General features: G+C 34.4%; 19 protein-coding genes. 6 read left to right on the top strand and 13 right to left on the bottom strand.

Annotation, left to right across the window (positions count from 1 at the left end; translation table 11 throughout):
- Positions 1-218 precede the first annotated feature (218 nt).
- The gene (locus tag MTP08_RS10440) at positions 219-650 is read left to right on the top strand and encodes a hypothetical protein (protein ID WP_243575939.1); all 432 of its coding nucleotides are present in this window, start codon (positions 219-221) and stop codon (positions 648-650) included.
- Between the two features lie 158 nt (positions 651-808).
- On the opposite strand, the gene MTP08_RS10445 is transcribed toward MTP08_RS10440, so the two are convergent.
- From MTP08_RS10445 to MTP08_RS10460, 4 genes are all read right to left on the bottom strand, one after another.
- Positions 809-1267 carry a ferritin-like domain-containing protein gene (locus tag MTP08_RS10445; protein WP_123865329.1) on the bottom strand — a complete coding sequence of 153 codons (459 nt, stop codon included), beginning with the start codon at positions 1265-1267 and terminating at the stop codon, positions 809-811.
- A gap of 547 nt (positions 1268-1814) precedes the next feature.
- Positions 1815-2177, bottom strand: a complete 363-nt coding sequence (locus tag MTP08_RS10450; RefSeq protein ID WP_123865328.1) for a phosphoribosyltransferase — start codon at positions 2175-2177, stop codon at positions 1815-1817.
- Positions 2178-2411: 234 nt separating this feature from the next.
- Positions 2412-3083, bottom strand: coding sequence for a DNA-processing protein DprA (locus tag MTP08_RS10455; RefSeq protein ID WP_123865327.1), 672 nt, complete (start codon positions 3081-3083; stop codon positions 2412-2414).
- A gap of 206 nt (positions 3084-3289) precedes the next feature.
- Positions 3290-3982, bottom strand: a complete 693-nt coding sequence (locus tag MTP08_RS10460) for a hypothetical protein (RefSeq protein WP_123865326.1) — start codon at positions 3980-3982, stop codon at positions 3290-3292.
- A gap of 149 nt (positions 3983-4131) precedes the next feature.
- On the opposite strand from MTP08_RS10460, the gene MTP08_RS10465 reads away from it, so the two are divergent.
- On the top strand, positions 4132-4617 hold the full coding sequence (locus tag MTP08_RS10465) for a DUF4385 domain-containing protein (RefSeq protein WP_065721563.1): 486 nt from the start codon (positions 4132-4134) through the stop codon (positions 4615-4617).
- A gap of 115 nt (positions 4618-4732) precedes the next feature.
- Here the strand turns inward: MTP08_RS10465 and MTP08_RS10470 are convergent, their stop codons facing one another.
- Both MTP08_RS10470 and MTP08_RS10475 read right to left on the bottom strand, forming a co-directional pair.
- Positions 4733-5416 (bottom strand): Crp/Fnr family transcriptional regulator, encoded by a 684-nt coding sequence (locus tag MTP08_RS10470; RefSeq protein WP_243575940.1) that lies wholly within the window; start codon positions 5414-5416, stop codon positions 4733-4735.
- A 428-nt stretch (positions 5417-5844) separates the two neighbouring features.
- Positions 5845-6051, bottom strand: a complete 207-nt coding sequence (locus MTP08_RS10475; protein WP_123947131.1) for a hypothetical protein — start codon at positions 6049-6051, stop codon at positions 5845-5847.
- Positions 6052-7130: 1079 nt separating this feature from the next.
- Between MTP08_RS10475 and MTP08_RS10480 the strand changes: the two genes are divergently transcribed.
- Positions 7131-10157, top strand: coding sequence for a lectin-like domain-containing protein (locus MTP08_RS10480; protein ID WP_243575941.1), 3027 nt, complete (start codon positions 7131-7133; stop codon positions 10155-10157).
- A gap of 49 nt (positions 10158-10206) precedes the next feature.
- Positions 10207-10782 carry a hypothetical protein gene (locus MTP08_RS10485; protein WP_065721559.1) on the top strand — a complete coding sequence of 192 codons (576 nt, stop codon included), beginning with the start codon at positions 10207-10209 and terminating at the stop codon, positions 10780-10782.
- A gap of 484 nt (positions 10783-11266) precedes the next feature.
- On the opposite strand, the gene MTP08_RS10490 is transcribed toward MTP08_RS10485, so the two are convergent.
- The 7 genes from MTP08_RS10490 to MTP08_RS10520 all read right to left on the bottom strand — a co-directional run bounded on the left by MTP08_RS10490 (position 11267) and on the right by MTP08_RS10520 (position 18849).
- Entirely contained in the window at positions 11267-11863 is a 597-nt protein-coding gene (locus MTP08_RS10490; protein ID WP_083206710.1) for a Crp/Fnr family transcriptional regulator, read from the bottom strand.
- Positions 11864-12051: 188 nt separating this feature from the next.
- On the bottom strand, positions 12052-12243 hold the full coding sequence (locus tag MTP08_RS10495; RefSeq protein WP_243575942.1) for a helix-turn-helix domain-containing protein: 192 nt from the start codon (positions 12241-12243) through the stop codon (positions 12052-12054).
- Positions 12244-12910: 667 nt separating this feature from the next.
- Positions 12911-13375, bottom strand: a complete 465-nt coding sequence (locus MTP08_RS10500) for a helix-turn-helix domain-containing protein (RefSeq protein WP_123865322.1) — start codon at positions 13373-13375, stop codon at positions 12911-12913.
- Between the two features lie 38 nt (positions 13376-13413).
- Complete coding sequence (locus MTP08_RS10505) at positions 13414-14319, bottom strand: IS1595 family transposase (RefSeq protein ID WP_243575943.1); 906 nt, start codon at positions 14317-14319, stop codon at positions 13414-13416.
- 8 nt (positions 14320-14327) lie between these two features.
- Complete coding sequence (locus MTP08_RS10510) at positions 14328-14765, bottom strand: hypothetical protein (protein ID WP_123865320.1); 438 nt, start codon at positions 14763-14765, stop codon at positions 14328-14330.
- Positions 14766-15451: 686 nt separating this feature from the next.
- The gene (locus MTP08_RS10515; protein ID WP_123865319.1) at positions 15452-16006 is read right to left on the bottom strand and encodes a hypothetical protein; all 555 of its coding nucleotides are present in this window, start codon (positions 16004-16006) and stop codon (positions 15452-15454) included.
- A 26-nt stretch (positions 16007-16032) separates the two neighbouring features.
- Positions 16033-18849: a DUF11 domain-containing protein gene (locus MTP08_RS10520; RefSeq protein WP_172957717.1), complete on the bottom strand. Its 2817-nt coding sequence runs from the start codon at positions 18847-18849 to the stop codon at positions 16033-16035.
- Positions 18850-19522: 673 nt separating this feature from the next.
- Between MTP08_RS10520 and MTP08_RS10525 the strand changes: the two genes are divergently transcribed.
- The gene (locus MTP08_RS10525) at positions 19523-19993 is read left to right on the top strand and encodes a hypothetical protein (RefSeq protein ID WP_065721554.1); all 471 of its coding nucleotides are present in this window, start codon (positions 19523-19525) and stop codon (positions 19991-19993) included.
- Between the two features lie 352 nt (positions 19994-20345).
- Positions 20346-20684, top strand: a complete 339-nt coding sequence (locus tag MTP08_RS10530) for a nuclear transport factor 2 family protein (protein ID WP_065721553.1) — start codon at positions 20346-20348, stop codon at positions 20682-20684.
- The last annotated feature ends 39 nt before the right edge of the window (positions 20685-20723 follow it).

The raw sequence follows: 20723 nt of genomic DNA on the forward strand, positions 1-20723 counted from the left end.
TTAGTAATTTTTTTCATTGATGCTCAGTTGTTGAGAAAGCAAAGCTTTTAAATATTATAAATATCAATTGGCAAGATCGTAATGTCATTATAAAAAATAATATTGGGTATATCTTTGCACTTTAAATTTGTGTCTATAAGATTGCTTCACATTAAATCATTAAATATTCAGATATGGCATTTGGATTGTAGTAAAATACAGACGTAAATATAAATCTCATGAAAAAATTGTCTTTAATCGTCATCTGTGCGCTTGGTATTTCAGCTTGTAATAAACCTATTAAAAACACAGATAATTCAAGTAAGCAAGTACAATCGGTTGGAAATGATGAAAATGACCACGGATGTATTGCCTCAGCAGGACAAACCTGGAGTGAATTGAAAAAAGACTGTATTCAAATATTCAATCAAGGTTTTCGTCTAAATCCCATAAATTCTAAAAAAGGTGAGGAGGTAATCAGTGCATTTATTCTGGTAAGCGAAGATCAATCAAAAGTCGAGCTGTTTCTTCCTGATAATTCAGATCATAATTCTATTATATTAGACAAAACCGGGAAAAATACTTATCAAAATAATCAATATAAATATGATTTGTACAGCTCCATTCTGTATGTCGATAATATAGAAAAATATAAAGGTAATGTAGAGTAATCGGACTCATAAACTTGCTTTCAAATATGTTATTGGCTGCATTCAAATCATAATGTTTACTTCTTAGACTGCTATTCAAATCTAATTCATAAAACGATACACAAAAAAAAATCCGCCTCAAAAAATGAGGCGGACTATCTTTTAATAATTAATGGAATTTAAGCTTTGGCCTCATCCCTCAATGCTTTAATCTTATCGTGCGAAACTCTCAAAGACTGCTTTTGTTCACGAAGCAATACTTTCGTTTCTTCCATAACATCTTCATCTTCAATTGCTGATTTGTAAGCCTTTTGTGCTGCATCTTCCCCTGCTTCACAGTTGCTAAGCACAGAGGCTCTGTCTCCTCCCGAAAAAGCTGCTCTTACATCCATCCATGCGCGGTAAAGTTTTCCAGACGTTGTCGTACCCTCATCAGTAGATCCACCGTAAGCAACAACTTTACTTTGTAATTCTGATTTATATTTGCCACTCTCACTGATCATCTCCGAAAATAATGATTTGAGATCACTATTTTCACCATCCTGCAATTCATCAATTGCTTTTGCATATCCTTCAATTCTGTCATTGTTGATTTTGATGAGGTCGTTCAATGCCTCAACACATGCGTCGTGATTCATAACTTTTTATTTAATATTAATATTTAATTGGTTGTCTTATATTTTGCAAAGACTGTTCCAGAAATAAATCATAGTTTGTGAATTACGAATACCCAAAAATTTTTGTTGCGTAGACACAACAGAATATATCTTCTTTTAAAAATCGGAGAAACTCAAAAGCAAACTGATTTCATTGAAATCTATTCTGAAAGAAAAGAGCGAGAGAGAAAAAACTATCTGTTTGAATATGCAGGTTAGGCGAGAAGTACGAACTAATGGTGATAGTTATGTAAAAAATTATTAACCTTTCGATAATACATTATTTCGATAAAGATTACTTTACTTTGGAGATTACTAAGTGGTATATTATGCAAAATAATTAGTAATGATTCAGAAACTATATTGTTTAACGGATGCAAATAGAGCAGTAGATAGTAATTGAACTAATCATCAATAGCAGGCAAAATCAGTTCAAAAATTTGAAAAATATTCTGAGTCTAATTTTGAAAGTAGAGGGAAGAAAATAACGAAGATTTAATCCCGTTAATGGATAAGTAAAATTTATTAATTAATCCGGTAAAATAACATCATTTTGAGCCGCATTTAAACTCATCGTACCCTGTTGCGGGTCAACAAATACATTCAGATCATTACCTCTTGTTCTAAAGGCACTGAATATTTTTACTTCTTTGTCAGGAAATGCTTTTTTAACCTTTAGTGCCGCAGCCAATGTTGATCTTCCCAGAGTTAAAAAATCATCAACAATAATAATATTCTTTTCTGTTACCAGCTGTGGCTGAATAGACAGACTGTTCAGATTAGTTTCAAAAGTAGGTCTGGTTGCAGCGGTAAAATTACCGCTTGATTTGGGAATAGCATGAGTCCGAAGCAAGCCAGCAAATGTCCTATTACCCAAAGTTTTTCTAACCATAACTTCACAAAAAATTTTTGTAGGAAAAAGAGCTCCATCAATTAAAGGAGTGCTGCGTGGTACAGGAATCAGAATTGAATCCGCAAAATAACCTTCAACTCCTCTGTCAAATATTGTTGCAGCTAGCTGTCTTGCAAATTTTGGATTACATTTTTACACTGACCTTTATGTAATTGCGAAAGCCTCGCTTTCTCAGAGTTACCCCTCGCACAATATACAAGCAATGTCAGGTAATCAAATTGCATAAAGCTCCTTTGAAGTTAAGAAAGGAAGATCATCCAGAATATCCTGAATATTATCGTTCGTGATTATCTCCGCTCCATACTGCAGCATTTCTTTAGCCCAAGATATATTATGTTCTGAGATAATATTTTCCAAAATATAAAGACTTCTGCCCAATCGAAGAGCCTCCCAGCCTTGATGCATAGTGCCACTCTTTTCAGTTGCTTCCACAATAATAGTTGCATCACTAATAAGTGCCATCGTTCGATTACGCATTGGAAAATTCTTAGGGGTTGTCGGATAACTTTTCGGAAACTGTGAGATCAGCAAATGTTCTTTAGCAATCATATCCTGAAGATCTTTATTTTTTTTAGGATAATACTGATCGAGCGAAGTTCCAATGACTGAAATTGTATTACCGCCGTACTTTATTGCGGAACTGTGTGCTGCAGTATCTACACCTTCAGCCAATCCACTAACTACTGTTATATTGTTCTGAACCAGTTTTTTAACAATCAAGCCAACTCTTTTAACTCCAAGATCCGACACCTTTCTCGATCCTACTACAGCAACTCGACGTCCCGTTTCAAGCAATGAAAAATCACCCTGATAATAAAATGTTTCTGGACTGTTTTTACGCTCTATAGCAGTTAGCTGATTAAGATATTCTTGAACTTTTTCCATTAGAAAACTAATATACAACTAAAAAAATTTCTGACAAAAACTTTACAATAAATTAGCTATTATGATATCGTGAAGATCAAATAATTGCTATTGATATAGGCAAAATCGAATTAGCAGGCATATTTTCAAGAGATCTGATAGAACAAAAATTATAAGAATAAGATAAAAACTTTATCGTTACACTCTAACAAATTAATTAAAACAGATTACTTCTGTAAGTATTTGTATTCAACTCTAAGAACTTCTTCTGTAGATGATTTTAAGGTCATTGACGTAATATAACCATCACTATCATAAGTATTTTCAGAACTTAAAATATTCTGCTTACCATTATTGGACAAAATTATTGACTGAATAGGTCGGGTGCTTAAATAGTAGTATTGAAAGGTTGAAAACAGCGTAACCGGAAATAAATTTTTATCAGGTAGATTATACAAAGGTCCTTTCCTGTTATTATCATAGACAAATTTTTCATTTTCAGAAACGTTGTTAACATAGACTATATCTTTACCCTCAAGCCCGAAGCTCAATAAATTTCCTACCGAATAGCTATTCTGCTGGCTGTTGTAGGTTACCGGGTGCGCATTGGAATAATGTTTTAATCCGGACAGGATCCCATTGGTGTATTGTAAAACATAAGGAACAGAAGTATTGTTTTCCCTTACTTCCACTACCCTGTCATCTTGATAACGGAAGGTAATGTTTGAATTGGGTTCGGAATAACCAATAATCTGCATTTTATCATTGTAGGTTATTTTTGTTGTAGTTGACTCACCGTTTTGGGTCAGGATAAATGATTCCGGATATTTTTTAATTTCCGTTTCAGGAGTATCGTCATCACTATTACAGCTAAGTAAACTTAACGCAGAAATACTAAAAATCAATATATTTTTATTCATATAATTAAGGGTTTAGATGGAAAAAAATTTGTTATGAAATTATTTGTTCAAATCGATTCAATACAACGATAATGCCAACGCTTGACGGTAATTTGCTGTTAAAAATAATTAATCTACAAATAAGGCATCTTGTTTGTAACCTGATTACTATGAGCACAGAAAAACCAACATATCTGAACTTTAATAAGAAAGATTATTTCTGGAAACCTGATATTGACTATCGCCTTCATCCGGAAATGTATAAAGTTGGAAAAGGCGAACAAGGGGTTTTGATATGTGAACCTTACAAATCTGAAATAGGCAAACACTGGCGGTTCAAAAATGAGAAAATTGCCAAAATAAGTTCTGAAACAATATTCTCAATGTTTTTGGATTACCTTGAACAAGACGATTTCGTCGGTGCAGATATGGCAAGAAAATATCTTCAGATGGGCTTTACAAGAGCCAGAAGATATTTTAATTATAAAGGTGGCAAGAAATACGATGCAGAAAAAGGATATCAGCAGTTAGAGAAAGGTACTGGCGATCCTGAGAAAGCCAAGTCAGGAGATATTTTTTATAAGAAATGGAAACAGGCGGAAAAAAATCCAGTCTACTCCAAACTAAAAATTAATTGGAAGAATAAATTTGGGTAAAATGCCAAACCTTTACTTGCCGAGTTGAACCATCTAAACGCTAAAATCATCTGACAATTTCTTCTTTCCCTAAGATGATGGCACAAGCTTTGAATCTTATAATTCAATTTTTTCATCATAACTTACTTGACAATAAACCTGATATTAGTTGGGTTTTTATTTTAAATATTCTGCAAATCCACATAAGACATACTCGATTCACACTAATAAAAAATTTTACTGTGATCAATTTTGAGAATCCCTGATGCTTGCATTTTTTTATGACTCTGATGATTGTTTCAACCCTCAGGCCAGTAAGGCTTGCCAGTTGATTTCTTGTGAAAGGAACTTGGAAACTATACAGTTCTGTGTATCCAAAATAGTCTTTCAAATGATCAAGTAATTTTTGAATTTTTATCAGTGGATCGCTTATCGCCAAAAAAGAAGAAACTAAGTACCTGAAATGAAGACGCTCAGCGGTGTAGCGATTGACATCCAATAAAACCTGAGGATTATCAACAACCAAATCTAAATAAGCAGTTTTGGGCAAACAAATTATTACAGAAGCTGTCAAAGCTACTACGTTAATTGCATATGGCTTATCAGTCAGTAAATAGGATTCTCCAAAACAATGACCAACGAATGGAAAGCCATGCGCAAACTCTTTACCGTCATCAAATGTGTTACAGATTTTCACTGTTCCTACCTGAATCTGATAATAATACTTAGCCTGAATACCCTCTTTGAAAATAATATCATTTTCGTCATAGGATTTCAGAATGGCTCCATGTTTGAATAGTAGTTCGTCGTTTATAATCATATTCGGTTATTATTACTAAAATAATAACAAATGAATTATCTCAATCTACACATGGTATCAATTTTTAAAATTCAGTCATTATTATAAGGATGCAATAGTAGCATACTGTATTTACTTTTAGGAGCAAGTAGATTCTATAATGTGAAGTACATTCTTGCAAGTAAAATTATATAGATATTTTTTGCGTCAGGCACTTGCGGTAAAATATCTTCCACGTTTATTTTTTACTTAGTACAGGAGAATGAAGCAGCTCATATCCTGTCCAACAATACGTCATTATCAAAAAGGTCCAGAGACAAGAGGAAATAATTGCGGGAATTATCGATTAAATTTTCTACCCTTGAATCGATATCAGAAAGAGTGATTCAGAAAGAGTTTTTAAACAAAATCTAACTAATAACAAAATATCCCATAGAGCAAAATTTATTCTATGGGATATGTTCGAGAATCAGTTGCATGCACGTACTAACAATACATGAATTATCAATATTGGCAGATTTTTCAAGGATGGATGTGATCACCCCATTAAAGTAAGAGTTTAAGAATTGATGATTTTTCTCTCCTTTAGGCTCACCATTTCCTTTAAAATAAAATTTTTTCACGTTCATTTTATTCCAAGTACCGTTGTAGTTCATAATTTCAGCATTAAAAGTCGGACTATTACCTCTTATCTTTCCATTTTTAAACAAAAAAGATAAGGTATAATCGACATTATAATAAACAGGCGAGATGCCAGCGGATACTTTAAGTCCTTTATTCTTGTAAGCTGCTAAAGTAATAGCTTGCCCAGAAACCAAGGTTAAGCCATCTTTGGGATTTGAATATAGGGTATTGATCGACTTTAATACTTTGTCATAAAGCTCTTGCTATTTTGCACCAGGAACTTCCACTACAGTATAATCCAAATTATTTTTAGACAAGAAACCTGTTGGTGCTAGGGTAAAGTATTGTGAAAATGCGGAATTTGTAAATAATAGCAAAAATATTGCGCTTAATACGTAATTTTTCATATTTAATTGTTTAAGAAACTCCATCAACTGTATTACGTCAGTGTTAAATTGTTATTTTTTTGTAATTAACATCCTTTTGTAAAAAAGTCAAAAAACGAGAAGGTTAATGATCTTAAAAAGCCATATGGAGGCTGGTGATGTTGGAACAGATAACCATTTAATAATATAGAGTATCTTTTTTCTTAAAATTTTACAGCAGAACATAAAAACAACAACTGTCTAACGAGGTGGTTAATTTTTGTTCCTTAAGAAGATTATTTTTTTCTCCAAATTTACCATAGGGTATGGTTGTAAACTAATAACACATTAGGAAAGTTATCATACACCATACTGTCAGATAAAGAGTTAACAGTGTTATTTAGAATTCATACTTTTTCTTTTTACATTTGTTGATAAAATATAAACTAAAACTCCTTTTAGTAACAATATAGCACCAACAGAAGTTCGATTAATTCTTTGGAGAGGTACTATAGCCATCAACAGCATGCTTGATTTAGTGGTATATTTTGATTTCTCTATTTTGCAAACTTTCAATGCCTGATTAAGTTCAAAAAATGCTCAAGCCCTTTTCATAATATCTGTAATAATAATATTCATTAAACTTATCATTAAATTCATGCTAATCATAAAATGCTTCCCATAAAAATGATATATTTGCACACTTAAAAAATTATATTGAGAAAATTATTTTATTGATTAGCAAATTGTTAAAAGGTAATTTAATTTTCTTCGACTCATCAAATCTTATTGCAATATTTTTTAAAATGAACTTTAACTATTTTTTCAGCTACTTCGATTCCCACAAGATGAATCGAAAACCCATTCTAACAATTCTGCTTTTCCTAGGTTTCTTCGGCTCGTTTAACGCTCAAATGGGACCTAATGACGATTTTGATGGAGATGGAATTATTAACAGTCTTGATTTGGACGATGACAATGATGGAATTCTCGATTGTATTGAACGAGGATATTCCCAAACCGCAAGTGTTGACGATATTTTCAAACTTAATGGATCCGCTACTGAAATTAACAGCAAACAAATACGTTTAACTCAGGCTATTACTTACCAGAGCGGTCAAGCTTGGAGTAACGGTAAAGTTGATTTTTCAAAGAGTTTCGTTTTACGTTATGAAGCAAATCTCGGAGCTAATGATAACGGAGCTGACGGAATTGCAACAGTCTTTCACAATTCTCCATTAGGTGTAAACGCAGTAGGAGGAAGTGGAAGTGGTATGGGAGCAAACGGTATTCAAAATGGTATCGTCCTCGAAATAGACACCTATCAAAATGGAGCGGCTGAGGGTGATATTGCTAATGACCATGGTCAAATCTGGGTATCATCAAATCAGTCGGGAGCAGGACTGCTCACAACTGCAGCTGATCTTGGTCAGTTAGAAGATAATGTTTGGCGCGAAGTTGTTATTACATGGAATTTTACCACTAAAACATTATCATACACTGTCGGAGGTATAAACGCTGGAAGCTACACATTTCCTGCATCCACTCCAATAACAAGTTATTTCGGTGGGGCGAGTAAAGTGTTTTTTGGTTATACCGCATCAACAGGAGGTTCAATCAACGAACAGAGTGTTCGTTTTACAGATTTCTGCTCTCAATTACCTTTAGAACTTGACACTAACGCGGATGGACTGAATAATGAATATGACAGAGATTCAGATTCAGATGGATGTCCCGATGCTATAGAAGGTGATAAATTGATTACGCAGAGCATGATTAACGCAAATGGAAGTATCGCAGGTGGTGTTGATGCAAATGGCATTCCCCTTGCCGCTACTGGTGGCCAAGGAATCGGAAATGCATATAATGCTGCAGTTAGCGATTGTCGCAATACAGGATTATGCTCATCTGGCTGTAATGGAAATGCATATGTTAATAGTACTACTCCTAACACCATTGAGTATGATAACATGGTGAGTGTATTTCACTCTTCAATGGTCAAAGAGTCAGACGGAAAAGTCAAAGTATGGGGACAAGGCATAGCCTTTAATGGAACTGGTCAAACCAACAACGTCCTTATACCACAAGAAATGAACAGCACAACCTATCCTGGATTGACGGGCACCATTTTAAAAATTGCTGCAGGCAGTAACAGTAATAATCAGCAATTTGCAGTATTGACAACTACAGGTCTCTTTGTTTGGGGTGGAGCGACAGGCTCTCTGATTAACCCTACAATCAAGAGTACAAATGTTTTTGGATCTGTAGCGATAGGAACTTCAGGTGTAACAGGTACAAAATCTGACGGGCTACCGGCAGGAGTCTTGCCTGCAGATGTAAAAATGATGTTTGGTACAAGAAACACTTTAGCAATTGTTACCTGCTCAGGGGCTGCTTGGATGTTGAGCAATGGGGGTTCAAAAAATGGCGATGGCACTACGGTCACTGACGCAGTTTGGCACAGAGTTAAAATAAATGCAACTACAGATTTAAATAATGTCGTTGCGATGAGGGGAACTTTAAACGCGATGTTTGCATTGACTTCGGATGGTGAGCTGTATACTTGGGGAACTGGTTCTCGCATAGGTGGAACAAGCGATGTGCCGACGAATAGATCATTTGCCACATTGATGTCTAAACCTGCAGGTATCACAATAAAAATGATTGGAATGACAAACTCAACGAGTGGTCAAAGTTATTTCTTACTTGCTACCAATGGAAATCTATATAGTTTAGGCGAAAATGAATCCAGGCAGCTTGGGATCTTCTCAACTGTTGACAGTAATGTTTGGGTAAGGGTTCAACGAACAGCTGCTGCCGGTGATTTTCTTACCAATGTCGTGTGGATTAGTCCACAGGAACATGAAGGTGGAAACTATGCTGCGATTAATATCCTGACAGCAGACGGTAAGCTATGGGCATGGGGAAATAATAACAATTCTATGTTAGGGGCGACAGGCGCTACTGTAGACCCAACATTAATGCCAGGAAGCATAACAGGAGCTTATGATGCAACTAAACTTAATAGCACTGACACCCTCATTGCTGTGGAAACAGGGGGTCACACAACACTAATTATCAAGCAGTGTAGCACAAAATTCGGATATGTAGGACACCGTATCAGTGGTAGTATGGCAAATAACAGCTCAGGTTCAGGAACAGAAACAGTTTATAATTTTGGGGATACAGCGCCATTATCTATATGTGGGGCATTAGCAGGACCTGCTGTTACTGATTTGAAAATTTGTACAGGAACTTTGGCTAATCTGCAAAACGCTCAACCCAGTTCTCTTCCGCCTGGTGTAACTACTATAGAATGGTGGACAACAATAACAAGGGATTCTGGAACCCAGCTTACGAACATCACTGCTGTTCCTCCAGGAACTTATTACGCATTTTACAGTCCACTTGTTGTAAGCTGTCCGACCACAATGACGGTTTCTTATTATCTTCCGACCGATGTCGGAAATACAAACAATTGTGTGTGTTATAACCCGGCTATAACACCAGGAACAGGCCCCGAAACTAAAATGGGAATAACTCTGCTAAAAAGAGCATCATCGGCTGATAACTGGCCAATGGGAAGAAAATCAGGGCATATAGTTTTAGAGTCAAATTCCAAAGGTTTTGTAGTATCCCGTGTAACTACAGCAGGGCTGTCGGCGATAACCACACCGCAGGAAGGAATGATGGTTTACGATACTACCGCAAGATGTCTTAAAATTTATAGCGATGGTGCATGGACCTGCTTTAACAATCCTGCATGTCCGTAATCATTATAACCCTTACAATTAATTTTGTTATAAATTAACATCCAATAAAATGAAAAACACACTCTTAATCATAACTATAATTCTTTCAGGTTTGGCAAATTCACAAGTCATCATTGGCGATGCTGTAGGAACAGCACCTGCAGGACAAAAAACTTCGGTCCTTTTGGAATTTGCAGCCGGTCAGAATAAAGGAATAATCCTTCCGTACGTCAGAACGATTCCTGCCGGCACAGGTTTAGCCGAAGGAACTATTATTCTAGACGCCACTAATCCAGCAGGCGCAAGAGTACGCTACTATAACGGAGTAACAACGAATGGTGCTACAGGATGGGTAGATTTAAGCAATGGCAATAATGGTAACATTACCTCAGTCATGGCATTACAGCCTACTTCAGCACAGGTAAATGAAGATGCTAATGCTAAAGTGATTATCGGATCGGACACATCATCTGCTGCAGGAGTTTTAGTTCTTGAATCATCCTCGAAGGCAATGATTTTACCGATAGTAAGTGATACCAACAGCATACCAGATCCTGCTCCAGGCATGATGGTTTTTATCAATAAGACCGGGGCGAAAAGATTGGCAGTTTACAACGGTAGTGGGTGGACCTATTGGAAACCGTAAATAATAATTGCTAAGATATAAATTCATAGAATAATATTATTGCAGTTTTGTAATATTGAAATGAAACAAAGTGCTAAAGATTTTATCTTATGTAAGACCTTTAATGTAAATAAAATTAGCATACAGTTATAGTCGGAAGAAAATCTTCCGACTTTTTTTCTTTAAAATTAGGACTTGAAAAGTTCTTAAATCCAATATATATTAAAAGGTAGTATAAAATTTTCTGGACGACTGTGAATAGTCGAAAAACTTAAAATTAAATGGAAGGAGCAATTAGGTTGAAATTCTAAATCCTTTAAAGAACATAATCGTTATCATCTTCAAAATTACACTTAAAGATTTGATAATATTTTGTTTTCATGGCACGGGCTTTGAAACTCCTATTATAGTTTTTTCATCATTTACTTTCTTGACAATTAACCTGACATAAGTCGGATTTTTGTATATACTGACTCGAAACCTTAATAAGACCTAACACTTCTCTTTAATAGTAAATCTTACTGTGATCAATTTTGAGAACCCCTGATGACTCCATTTTTTTTATGACCCTGATTATTGTTTCAACCCTAACGCCTGTAAGGTTAGCTAGTTGATTTCGTGTGAAAGGTACCTGGAAGCTTAATTCTTTAGTATATCCAAAGTATTCTTTTAGATGATCAAGTATTTTTTTTACTCTCATCAGAGGATCGCTGATTGCCAAAAAAGAAGAAACCAAATACCTAAAATGAAGTCTTTCAGCAGTATAACGACTGACATCTATTAAGAGTTCCGGCTTACTCATTACTAAATCTAAATAAGAAGTTTTAGGCAGAAGAATAACAGTACAGCTTTTTACAGCAATTGCAGAAACGGCATAACTTTTTTCAGTTAGTAAATAAGACTCTCCAAAACAATGCCCGTCAAATGGAAAACCGTGAATGAATTCCTTACCATTGTCAAAAATATTACACAGCTTAATGGTACCTTTCTGAATTTGATAATAATATTTAGCTGAATTTCCTTCACAGAAAATTATTTCATTTTCGGCATAAGATTTTGTGAAAGCTCCGCATTGAAATAAAAGTTCTTCAGAGATAATCATGAGATAGTAGTGCAAACAAACATAAAAGTAATCAAAAAAATCCCAATTCACACATGCTCACGATCAAAAATCGAAACTTTAATCAGATTTTAATCACTACTATTATCATCCAAACTTTTATCTTCAGAAATGGTGTATATAAATACTAATGATTAATCATGCTAACCATTTTAAAAGACTGTATATATTTACTGAGTATTTGACAAAACTATTTTACCCTTAAAGATAGCTAATACATTAGCAGCTTGTAGTTTTTTTATTGTTCTGATCACAGTTTCAACACGAAGACCTGTTATCGATGCTATTTGCTGCGTGGTAAGAATTATGATAAATTCTACATCTGACTCTACAGAGTTTGTCTCCCGCAGGTAACCGCACAATATGAGATTCTTTTTTTTTTATCCGCAAAAGACAATGCATGCATTATTAAATTATTATAGTGCATCATATCCTCAGTCTGTATTAAAAATTTTTCATTGTAATCTTAGCGCCATGTGATATTAAAATTTCTTCTTCAATAACCATTAAAATTCTTTTTTTGTTAATTGTATATAAAGTACCTAATTATTGAGGTAAAATGTACATGTGAACTTCTTCAGTATTCCACGATCTGAATCATAATGAAAGCTGTTCAAAAATGATTAAATGAATTAGCAATAATCTTTTCCAACACAAAAAGAAAGAGGCGCTGTAAAACTTGTGTTGGTCAGGTGTAAAGTAAGTTCAAAATAAATTATATTGTGCTAATCTTAATAAAATTTAATGAAAGTTTTATTCGGGTAAATAATAATGGGCATAAAACTTGTAACCCTGTTACCGAACACATTTTCATATACACCATTTCAACACAATATTAATTTGATCAAATCCCCATAGTTTTAGGATAAACTGGGGATTTTTCTATTCGTAGCGCTTGTCATTATTAAAAAGTTATATTTTTTTCAAGTTCACGCCCGTTAAAAATAAAAATCTTATTACCGCTAAGTAAACAACAACAACAACAACAACAACAACAACTATTCGAGTTAATGATGTCTGCCTACATTTTCAAACCTTAAAAAAACAATCAACTTTTGTATTTCTAATTTCAGATGGTTTTTTACCCAAATGTTTTTTGACAAAATTGGTAAAATTACCTTCATCATTGAAACCCAGTTTGTAGCCTATTTCCGAAAAGCTTAACTCTGTAAACTTAATTTCTTTTTCACATTCAAATTTAATTTTATCAATAATTATTTGTTTTGCTGACTTATTACAAACCTGCTCGCATATTTCTGTAAGCCGTCTTGGTGACATGAACATTAAATCAGCATAGTATGACACCTTTTTAGATTTTTTAAAATCTTTTTGAAGAAGTACTTTAAATTTATTGAAAGAAAAATTGATAGTCTTAACAGGCGTATCCGACTTGTTCTTATTCGTATGGAAATGTGCATCCAATAAAAGCGATTCAATGGAATTATGTGCTGCAGCAATAAATAATGACTGATCGACATTTGAGAATTTTTGCAACCGATCAATTAAAATTATTTATGCATATCCGTTATCACTCATACCGCTGTAATGTTAGCAATAATGAGCCTTTCGAAGAGTTGGTCGCCGAAATATCTACGATTTAGTTTGTAAATGAACTCATTTAAATACAATTGAAGATACTTTCTTTTGATTTTATGATAATTTCCCAATAAATTTCGTTTTGCATTACTGATGGTAATATGAACCCATCTTAAAGTTTCACTGGTAGTTTCTTTGTCCGATTTCTCTGTGATATGAAGCTCAACAAAATCAGAGATATCAACGTATGAAGTACTTTTATCAGTGAAAACAATACTCTGGTTGTCAATCGATTCCTTAATGGTTTCATTGATTTCCAAGGAAAGATGCGTTTCTAAAACTTTAGCTTTAAAGTATCTGTAGGATTTTGATTTTTCACCAGTCTCCATGTTTTCCAAAGGCGTAGACTCGGCCATCACGGCAACATTTTGTTTACCCACTGCACCTCTGCCACGAATTCCTTTTTCTTGCTCAATCTCACTGGATTCTACTGTAAAATAGCCTTCATCAAACTCAATCATTCCTTCCAAAGTATATTTTTCATCACGTGTTCCCATTGCTTTTCTTAGTTTATGAACCATCGCCCAAACAGGCTCATAGCGTTTCAATCCCAATTGTTTCTGAATTTCTTTAGACGAAAATCCTTTTTTTGTAACGCTCATTAAGAACATGGTTTTATACCAAATTAAAAATGAAAGGTTAGAGTTCTGCATAATGGTGCCGCTTTTCAGAGAAATCCTTTTACGGCACTTTTTGCATTCGTAGCTCCAAATACTTTTAATCCAGAAATGTTCTTGATGACCACATTTGCAAGACACGCCAATCTTATCTCTCTGCTCCTTAAAATGAATTCTGCAGTCTTCCTCTGTCCCAAAATGAGCTGTAAAGCTAAATATATCCATCTAATTATTTAAATTACAGCTAAATATACGAAATTATTACTAATTACGGATATACATAAAATTATTCGATTATAGTCGTTATTTCCAAAATAAGGAGCGGTAAAAATAGGTGAATGATTATTGAAAAATATTGCAGAATTGAGTAGCAAACTGTCCTTTTGAGAACTTTCAAAAAAAGCTGCTGTAAAAGCAATCACATAGAATTCTTTTCCATCAGGTTTGCTAATGAGCTCAACAACTTTTTGAGGACCTACAAAAATAGCACTTCCACCTCTTACATTGAAAATTTCATCCTCAACTTTGAAAGACAGATCATCAGCAGTTAAAAATATACAAAAATATTGTAATGTATTAAACCGCTTAGAATAGTTATTTCTTTGAATAATCTGTACTAACGAACTAATGCTAAACCCATTACTTTCGAGTTGCGATGCTATTTCATTCATAGTAATTTACATTCTCCTACAATCAAACTCTAAATTACATAATTAAAACTTCGCCTCATCTAAAATGATGGAATTTAACATAAAATTTCCCCATTTTAAATAAACTTACACGAGAAATAAAGGCAGATTATTTATTATTTCCCGAAAAAACCAGTTAATTTTTATAACTTTAAACAACCAATAATCACAAAGATGGAAAGTTCAGATTTAGTCGGAATTTTTTATAATTCTGAGTACTTATTAAAAATCACTAAACGATATGTTCAACTCAATACAAATATTGATACTGATCACAAACCCTTTTACACGTCTGTAATTTGGCGGGAGAAATATGAATTTATTATAAAAGATGATTGTATCATGTTATCTGAAAATATAAGTATGCTTTTATTAAGCAACGCTTCAAAATGTATATTTATTAAGTTCCCTGCTGACCAGCAAAATGAAATCCATTTGATGAGCGTACCTAAATATATTTTTCATTCTATATAATAATAAGACCGTTATAAACTGCACTGTAAAACTAAGTGCTACAAATGTTGAATCCCACTAATTGTTGAACTTTACAGCCTAAATAAAAATAAAAAACATTTATAAAATACAATTGAGTTATAAAAAAAATACCGCCATATGACGGTATTTATTGATAGCATAAAATACTAATTTAAAAATCTCTGTTTTTAAGCCTAATTAGGAGTAGCTTTCCAAAAGCTCCAAACTGTACCGTTAAATACAGCTAACCTTTTAGAACCTGCTTTATTTACATAGACCATCATACCCGGTGAAGGACTGATAATGTTTTGTACATCTTCAACCGTAGGCAAAACCAAAGCTTTATTAGATGATTCAAGAACCAGTACTCCATCAGCAGAAGTAGATGCACTTCCAATTATTGTTTTTGCTCCTGCCAATTCCGGTGCTTGAACTGCTGTTGGTTGTGATGCTAAAGCAGAGGTAACATTTCCATCCTGTCCACTGAGATCCATCCATGAGCCATTAAAATACTTCACCCTAGCCCCTGTTGCTGAAGTTGCATCCAAAGCGACAGTCCCTTCCGCAGGATTAGATGGTAAAGTTCTTAGGTAAGGTAATATCATACCCTTATTCTGTCCCGCAGCAAACTCTAAAAGTACGGAGTTTTTTTGATTAGCCGGTGCTGTTCCGATAGCATCACCGATAACGATTTGAGCATTAATCATTGAAAATGCTACAGAAAAAACAGTTATATATATCTTTTTCATTTCTTTTTTTATTTTCTTTAATAATTCTATGGGCACGACGGTGTAGAAAAACAAGACCATCCTGTATTAGCAGGAACAGCAGTATCTACTGTATAAATCTTCAGACATTTAGCAGTAGTATCATACACCATCATCCCATCTACCGGTTGTGTAATAGCTGAAAGACCTGCCGTTGGAACTCGTGTAATTACTAGACCTTTTGTGTTTGATTCTAAAACCGTGTGAGCACCGGTTCTTACCATTGGCCAATTGCCATTGGAAGCACCCGCTCTATTAAGAAGAGTTATACCATGTTGTGCTGAAATCCCGACAGTACTTGTATTGGGTAGATTATAACATGCGCAAGGAACAATATTTTGTCCATACCCTCTACCGGTGATATTTGTCGTTTGAACAACATTTTGTGTAATGACAATGGTGTTACTTGAAGATGCATTCCAAGGTATTGTGTTGAATGAGTTACCATTGAAAAGCTCCAGCGGGAAAAGGGCTCCGCCTGCTGTCTTACTCCCATACATTGATATTGCGCCGGTCGGACTAATAACTACTTTAATAAGCGGTGCAGAAGCTGTTCCCGAATAATTATATATTAAGGGGGTATTAATTTCATATTGGTCACCATCAGCAAAACGTATATTAATACCTGGAGCAGGAGTGCCATTCGATTGAAACTCAATCTCTGATGATGCAATATTCACTCCATTAATACGCATATTGAATGAATTATCAAGAGAATAAATATCAAAAACAAACCCATTATTTGTAGCGGGCTGGACAAAAGTCTTGGGAGAGCCATCTGTAGCGGTAAATGTTTCACCTCCTACCTGCTCCGTACAAACTGCAGCGGCAGTATAAGACAGATTTAGGCTTCTAATGTTGTTACAATTTCCTCCAATACCATTGTTGGTGCACTCATCCTGTGCATCAGTAGGTGGAACTGCCGGGTCAGGATTCGTAGCGTCAGGATCTGTAACATCATTAGGTCTTAAAATACCGGCTCTGAAATTCTGGTTTCCAGTCGCTACCGTATTGGAAGCTACCAATTTAATCGTATACCCGATTTCGCAACCATTAGGTAAATTAAGTGATGAGGAATAAGTTCTTGTAGCTGCATTATAGGTCACTGCAACTGACTCGCTTCCGCAACCTTTCCCCTCAAACATAACTGACTGTGAATTAAAACCAACGGGATGGATAAAAGTAAATTTTGCACCTGTAACTGCACTGGGTCCGTCATTTTTTGCCTTTACATAAAATGTTACAACATCTCCCGGAACAACAGCAGTCTTATCTGCTACTACCTGAGAAATTTTCATATCTGAAATCTGCGTTACAATCGGTAAAGGCTGCGTTGACATAGGTCCTTTTACAAAAGCCCATGTATCTATAGATCTAAGATCTCCAAACTGGCCTCCAGTTCCTGTACCATTTACTCCCCATATATGACCATTTACAGTACTATTAGCTCCTGAACTATTTATTGGTGGAAGGTGGGAATTGTTGATTGGAGAAGACATACTTCCATTTGTAACGGTTTGAATATCTGTATCATTCCAATAAACTATATTCGATTCTACCTGAGAAAGATTATCTTTATTAAGCAATTCGATGATCGTTCCGTTTTGGTTGTACTCCATATCAATATACGGAAAATGAACTTCTGCTCCCTGAAGCTGTACCGAGATTTGCGCTTGATGCGTACCGGCTGGTAATGACTGACCTGCTCCATCTTTTCCATCCCACAAAATACTATTGGCGTTAGCATTAGCAAAACCCAGTAAAATCCTTTCCGTAAAAGCTGCGGGCGTGGTGCTGCTTTTTATGACAATCGTATATTTTGCAGGTCTATTGGAATTAAACTTAATATACCCACCCTTCGAGCTAATCTGTCCCTGAGTACCTTCAACTCCTGTTGTGTTTAATTGCGTGACCACAGGAACTATAGGTACTTTTTTTAGCCATGTGCTATTTCCTGGTACTGCGCCAATGCTTGTCTCCGGTAGATTCGGATCAGGAAGGGTATAAAATATTTTGTGCGTTATTTGCTGGTTCGTTGAATTTGATATATCCGCAGATAACGGATTATGAACGTCGCTTGCCGTCAAATCGGTTTTATTCAAACTTTTGTAAACCGAAACTCCGTTAGAATTCGTAAAACCATTATTATTGATAAAAAAAGAAAAATACAGTCCGTTATTACCATTGTTATTAATTCGATAAGTAAATCCATCATCAGTTAATCCATAAACGATACCACGAAAACCATTGGTATTTGGGTTGCCGTTTCCGTTAGATAGATTAAGAAGATTGGCATAAACACGTCCACTTATAAAAGCTGTATTGGTTGTATTAAGCACCGATATGTCCCATGCAAAGATACCAGCAGTGGAATCTTGTGTCCAAGCGGCATCTGCTAAAATTGTAGTACTTGGAATTGCTGTACCGCGTGCTAAAAATTCCACGCGATAAATACCCGTGCCTCCTTGCGGAACCAAATAATAAATGGGGGTGTATTTAGTTGATGAATTTTCATTAAATCGTTTTGGACCATTTTTTTCCTGTTCTCTATTAGGAATCTGACCGTTAGCAGAAGCATCGTCAACAACGAGAGCTCCAGAAGGGCTGTAAAGCTGGATGGCTGATGGGCCTGTCCCTAACTGAGCACTGGAAGCCAAAGTAATACGCTCCCCTTCCTTTGCATAAACATAGTGCGTACCTGTCGTAGGAAAAGGCCATCGTTCAGAATCCTTTACTATACTTGAACGCAGATAAGCACGATACCCCAGCTTACCATTTGGATAAAGGTCCTTGGAACCATCTGCAAACAAAAATGTATTGCACATCACAGTAAAGAGAAGTGTTAGACAAAATTTAAAATTCGTAATCAGTTGATATTTATATTTCATAAATGAAGATTGTATAATATTTCGACCTTAATTTTCACCTATCAAAAAAAGAATAATTATAAGGTCCATTTAGATTGTTCGAGTAATAGTCAATTAAACCAGTGTTCTATTACACAGTAGATTGCAACAAAATTTTCGCAAAAGTTGTGAAGTCGAGAACATTTTTTTTAAATTTAAGGAAACTGGTCACATGGAACTACTCCGCACAAAGAAATCGAGCAACCTCCTGTAAGACGCCGATGTATTGCCGTAGAAATTTTCATTCAGTTTTCTATTGAAGATGCAAAAATAAGTAAAACAGATGAAATCAGTTCATCTATGGTAGCTTTTTAATTATAATTTAATTTTAAAAGACTCAAACTACTTAAAAATATATAAACCGATTGAAAATTTAAAAAATTCTATTAATTGCAATTATAATAGTATAATATTTCTAAAATAGTCAGTAAACATAAAAAATATCTTTCGATTTGAAAAATGATTTATTTCTGTTCACTTCCTATTTTATTATGAAGTATTGATCGCTTTGAGTTGTAATTATTCAAAAAATTACTATTTTGTAATAGTTAATGGTAGAATAAGAATAATCCGTAAAAAAAAGGTATTTGAAATGAATACAATTTCATTTGATAAAAACGTTTCTCAAGAAACAATCGATAAGAATCAGGAAAATTTAAAAATTGCTCAACCCAATCTTTCTGATTTTAATGAAAGAATGGGTAAAGATTATGATCTCCTTTGCAGGTTCACCAATGATAATTCCCGTTTCTTTTTGAAGCAGGAACTGCGGTATCCGGAAAATACCAATACGATAGCGAGCCATATCAACTGGCTGCTAATGTGGAAAAGGGAAATTAGCGACAGAGTATATTTTAAAATATTTTTTAATGATATTGAAAGAGAATATGAGGAAATTAATCGCTATAATTCTCCTTACGTACAAAAAGATGAAGTGTATTACAAAATTACTGAAGAATTTAAAAAGAAATACACAAACTATGCACCTTTGGGATTTTTAAGTGAAGAAGACGAAGAGTATATAAAATTGGAGATCAACAGAAAATTCTTGCAGTATATCTAGTAACGATAAACATTTTCCTAAAAGAGATAATGAACACATTTTTTTAGATTAGATTTAAAATTGATAATCGGAAATGGCACTGGTGGTATACGTTTTGAATAATAGAAAGTAATTTTTTCATTATAATTACTCAATTTTAACAATAAACCCGGCTGATGTCGGGTTTTGTATTATAATATCAACCTAAGCTGTAGAAAACATCATAATAGACTACATAAAGTAAATTTGCAGAAGGCTGAAAAATTCTGATTTTTCATCTCTGATTAATACCGGATTTTTATTCAATTATGATTATTAATTGAAAGGCATATTTTTAGATTACCTTTAATAAATTACATTAAAAACAGGTACAATGAATTTAAAAGAAATATTAAATGAAGCGAATGCGTGTATTTCCACGGGTAATTACGATCAATTTTTAACCTATTGTACAATTGATACGCACTGGACATTCATAGGCGAAGCATCACTAACAGGAATTGATGAAGTAAGGGATTATATGAAAGAAGCCTATATTGAACCGCCTAGAGTTAAGGTTGATTTAATGATACAAGAAGGAAACTATCTAACAGCAGTAGGTAAAATAAGCATTGTGAATATAAATTCTGTATGGGTAGAATATGAGTATTGCGATGTATGGAGATTTGAAAATGGCAAACTAGCGGAGCTAAAGGCTTTTGTTGTTGACTGAAATTGTTTCAAGATAAATTATAATATTAAAAGACATTTA

The organism is Chryseobacterium oryzae (assembly GCF_022811665.1).
GTDB lineage: Bacteria > Bacteroidota > Bacteroidia > Flavobacteriales > Weeksellaceae > Chryseobacterium > Chryseobacterium oryzae.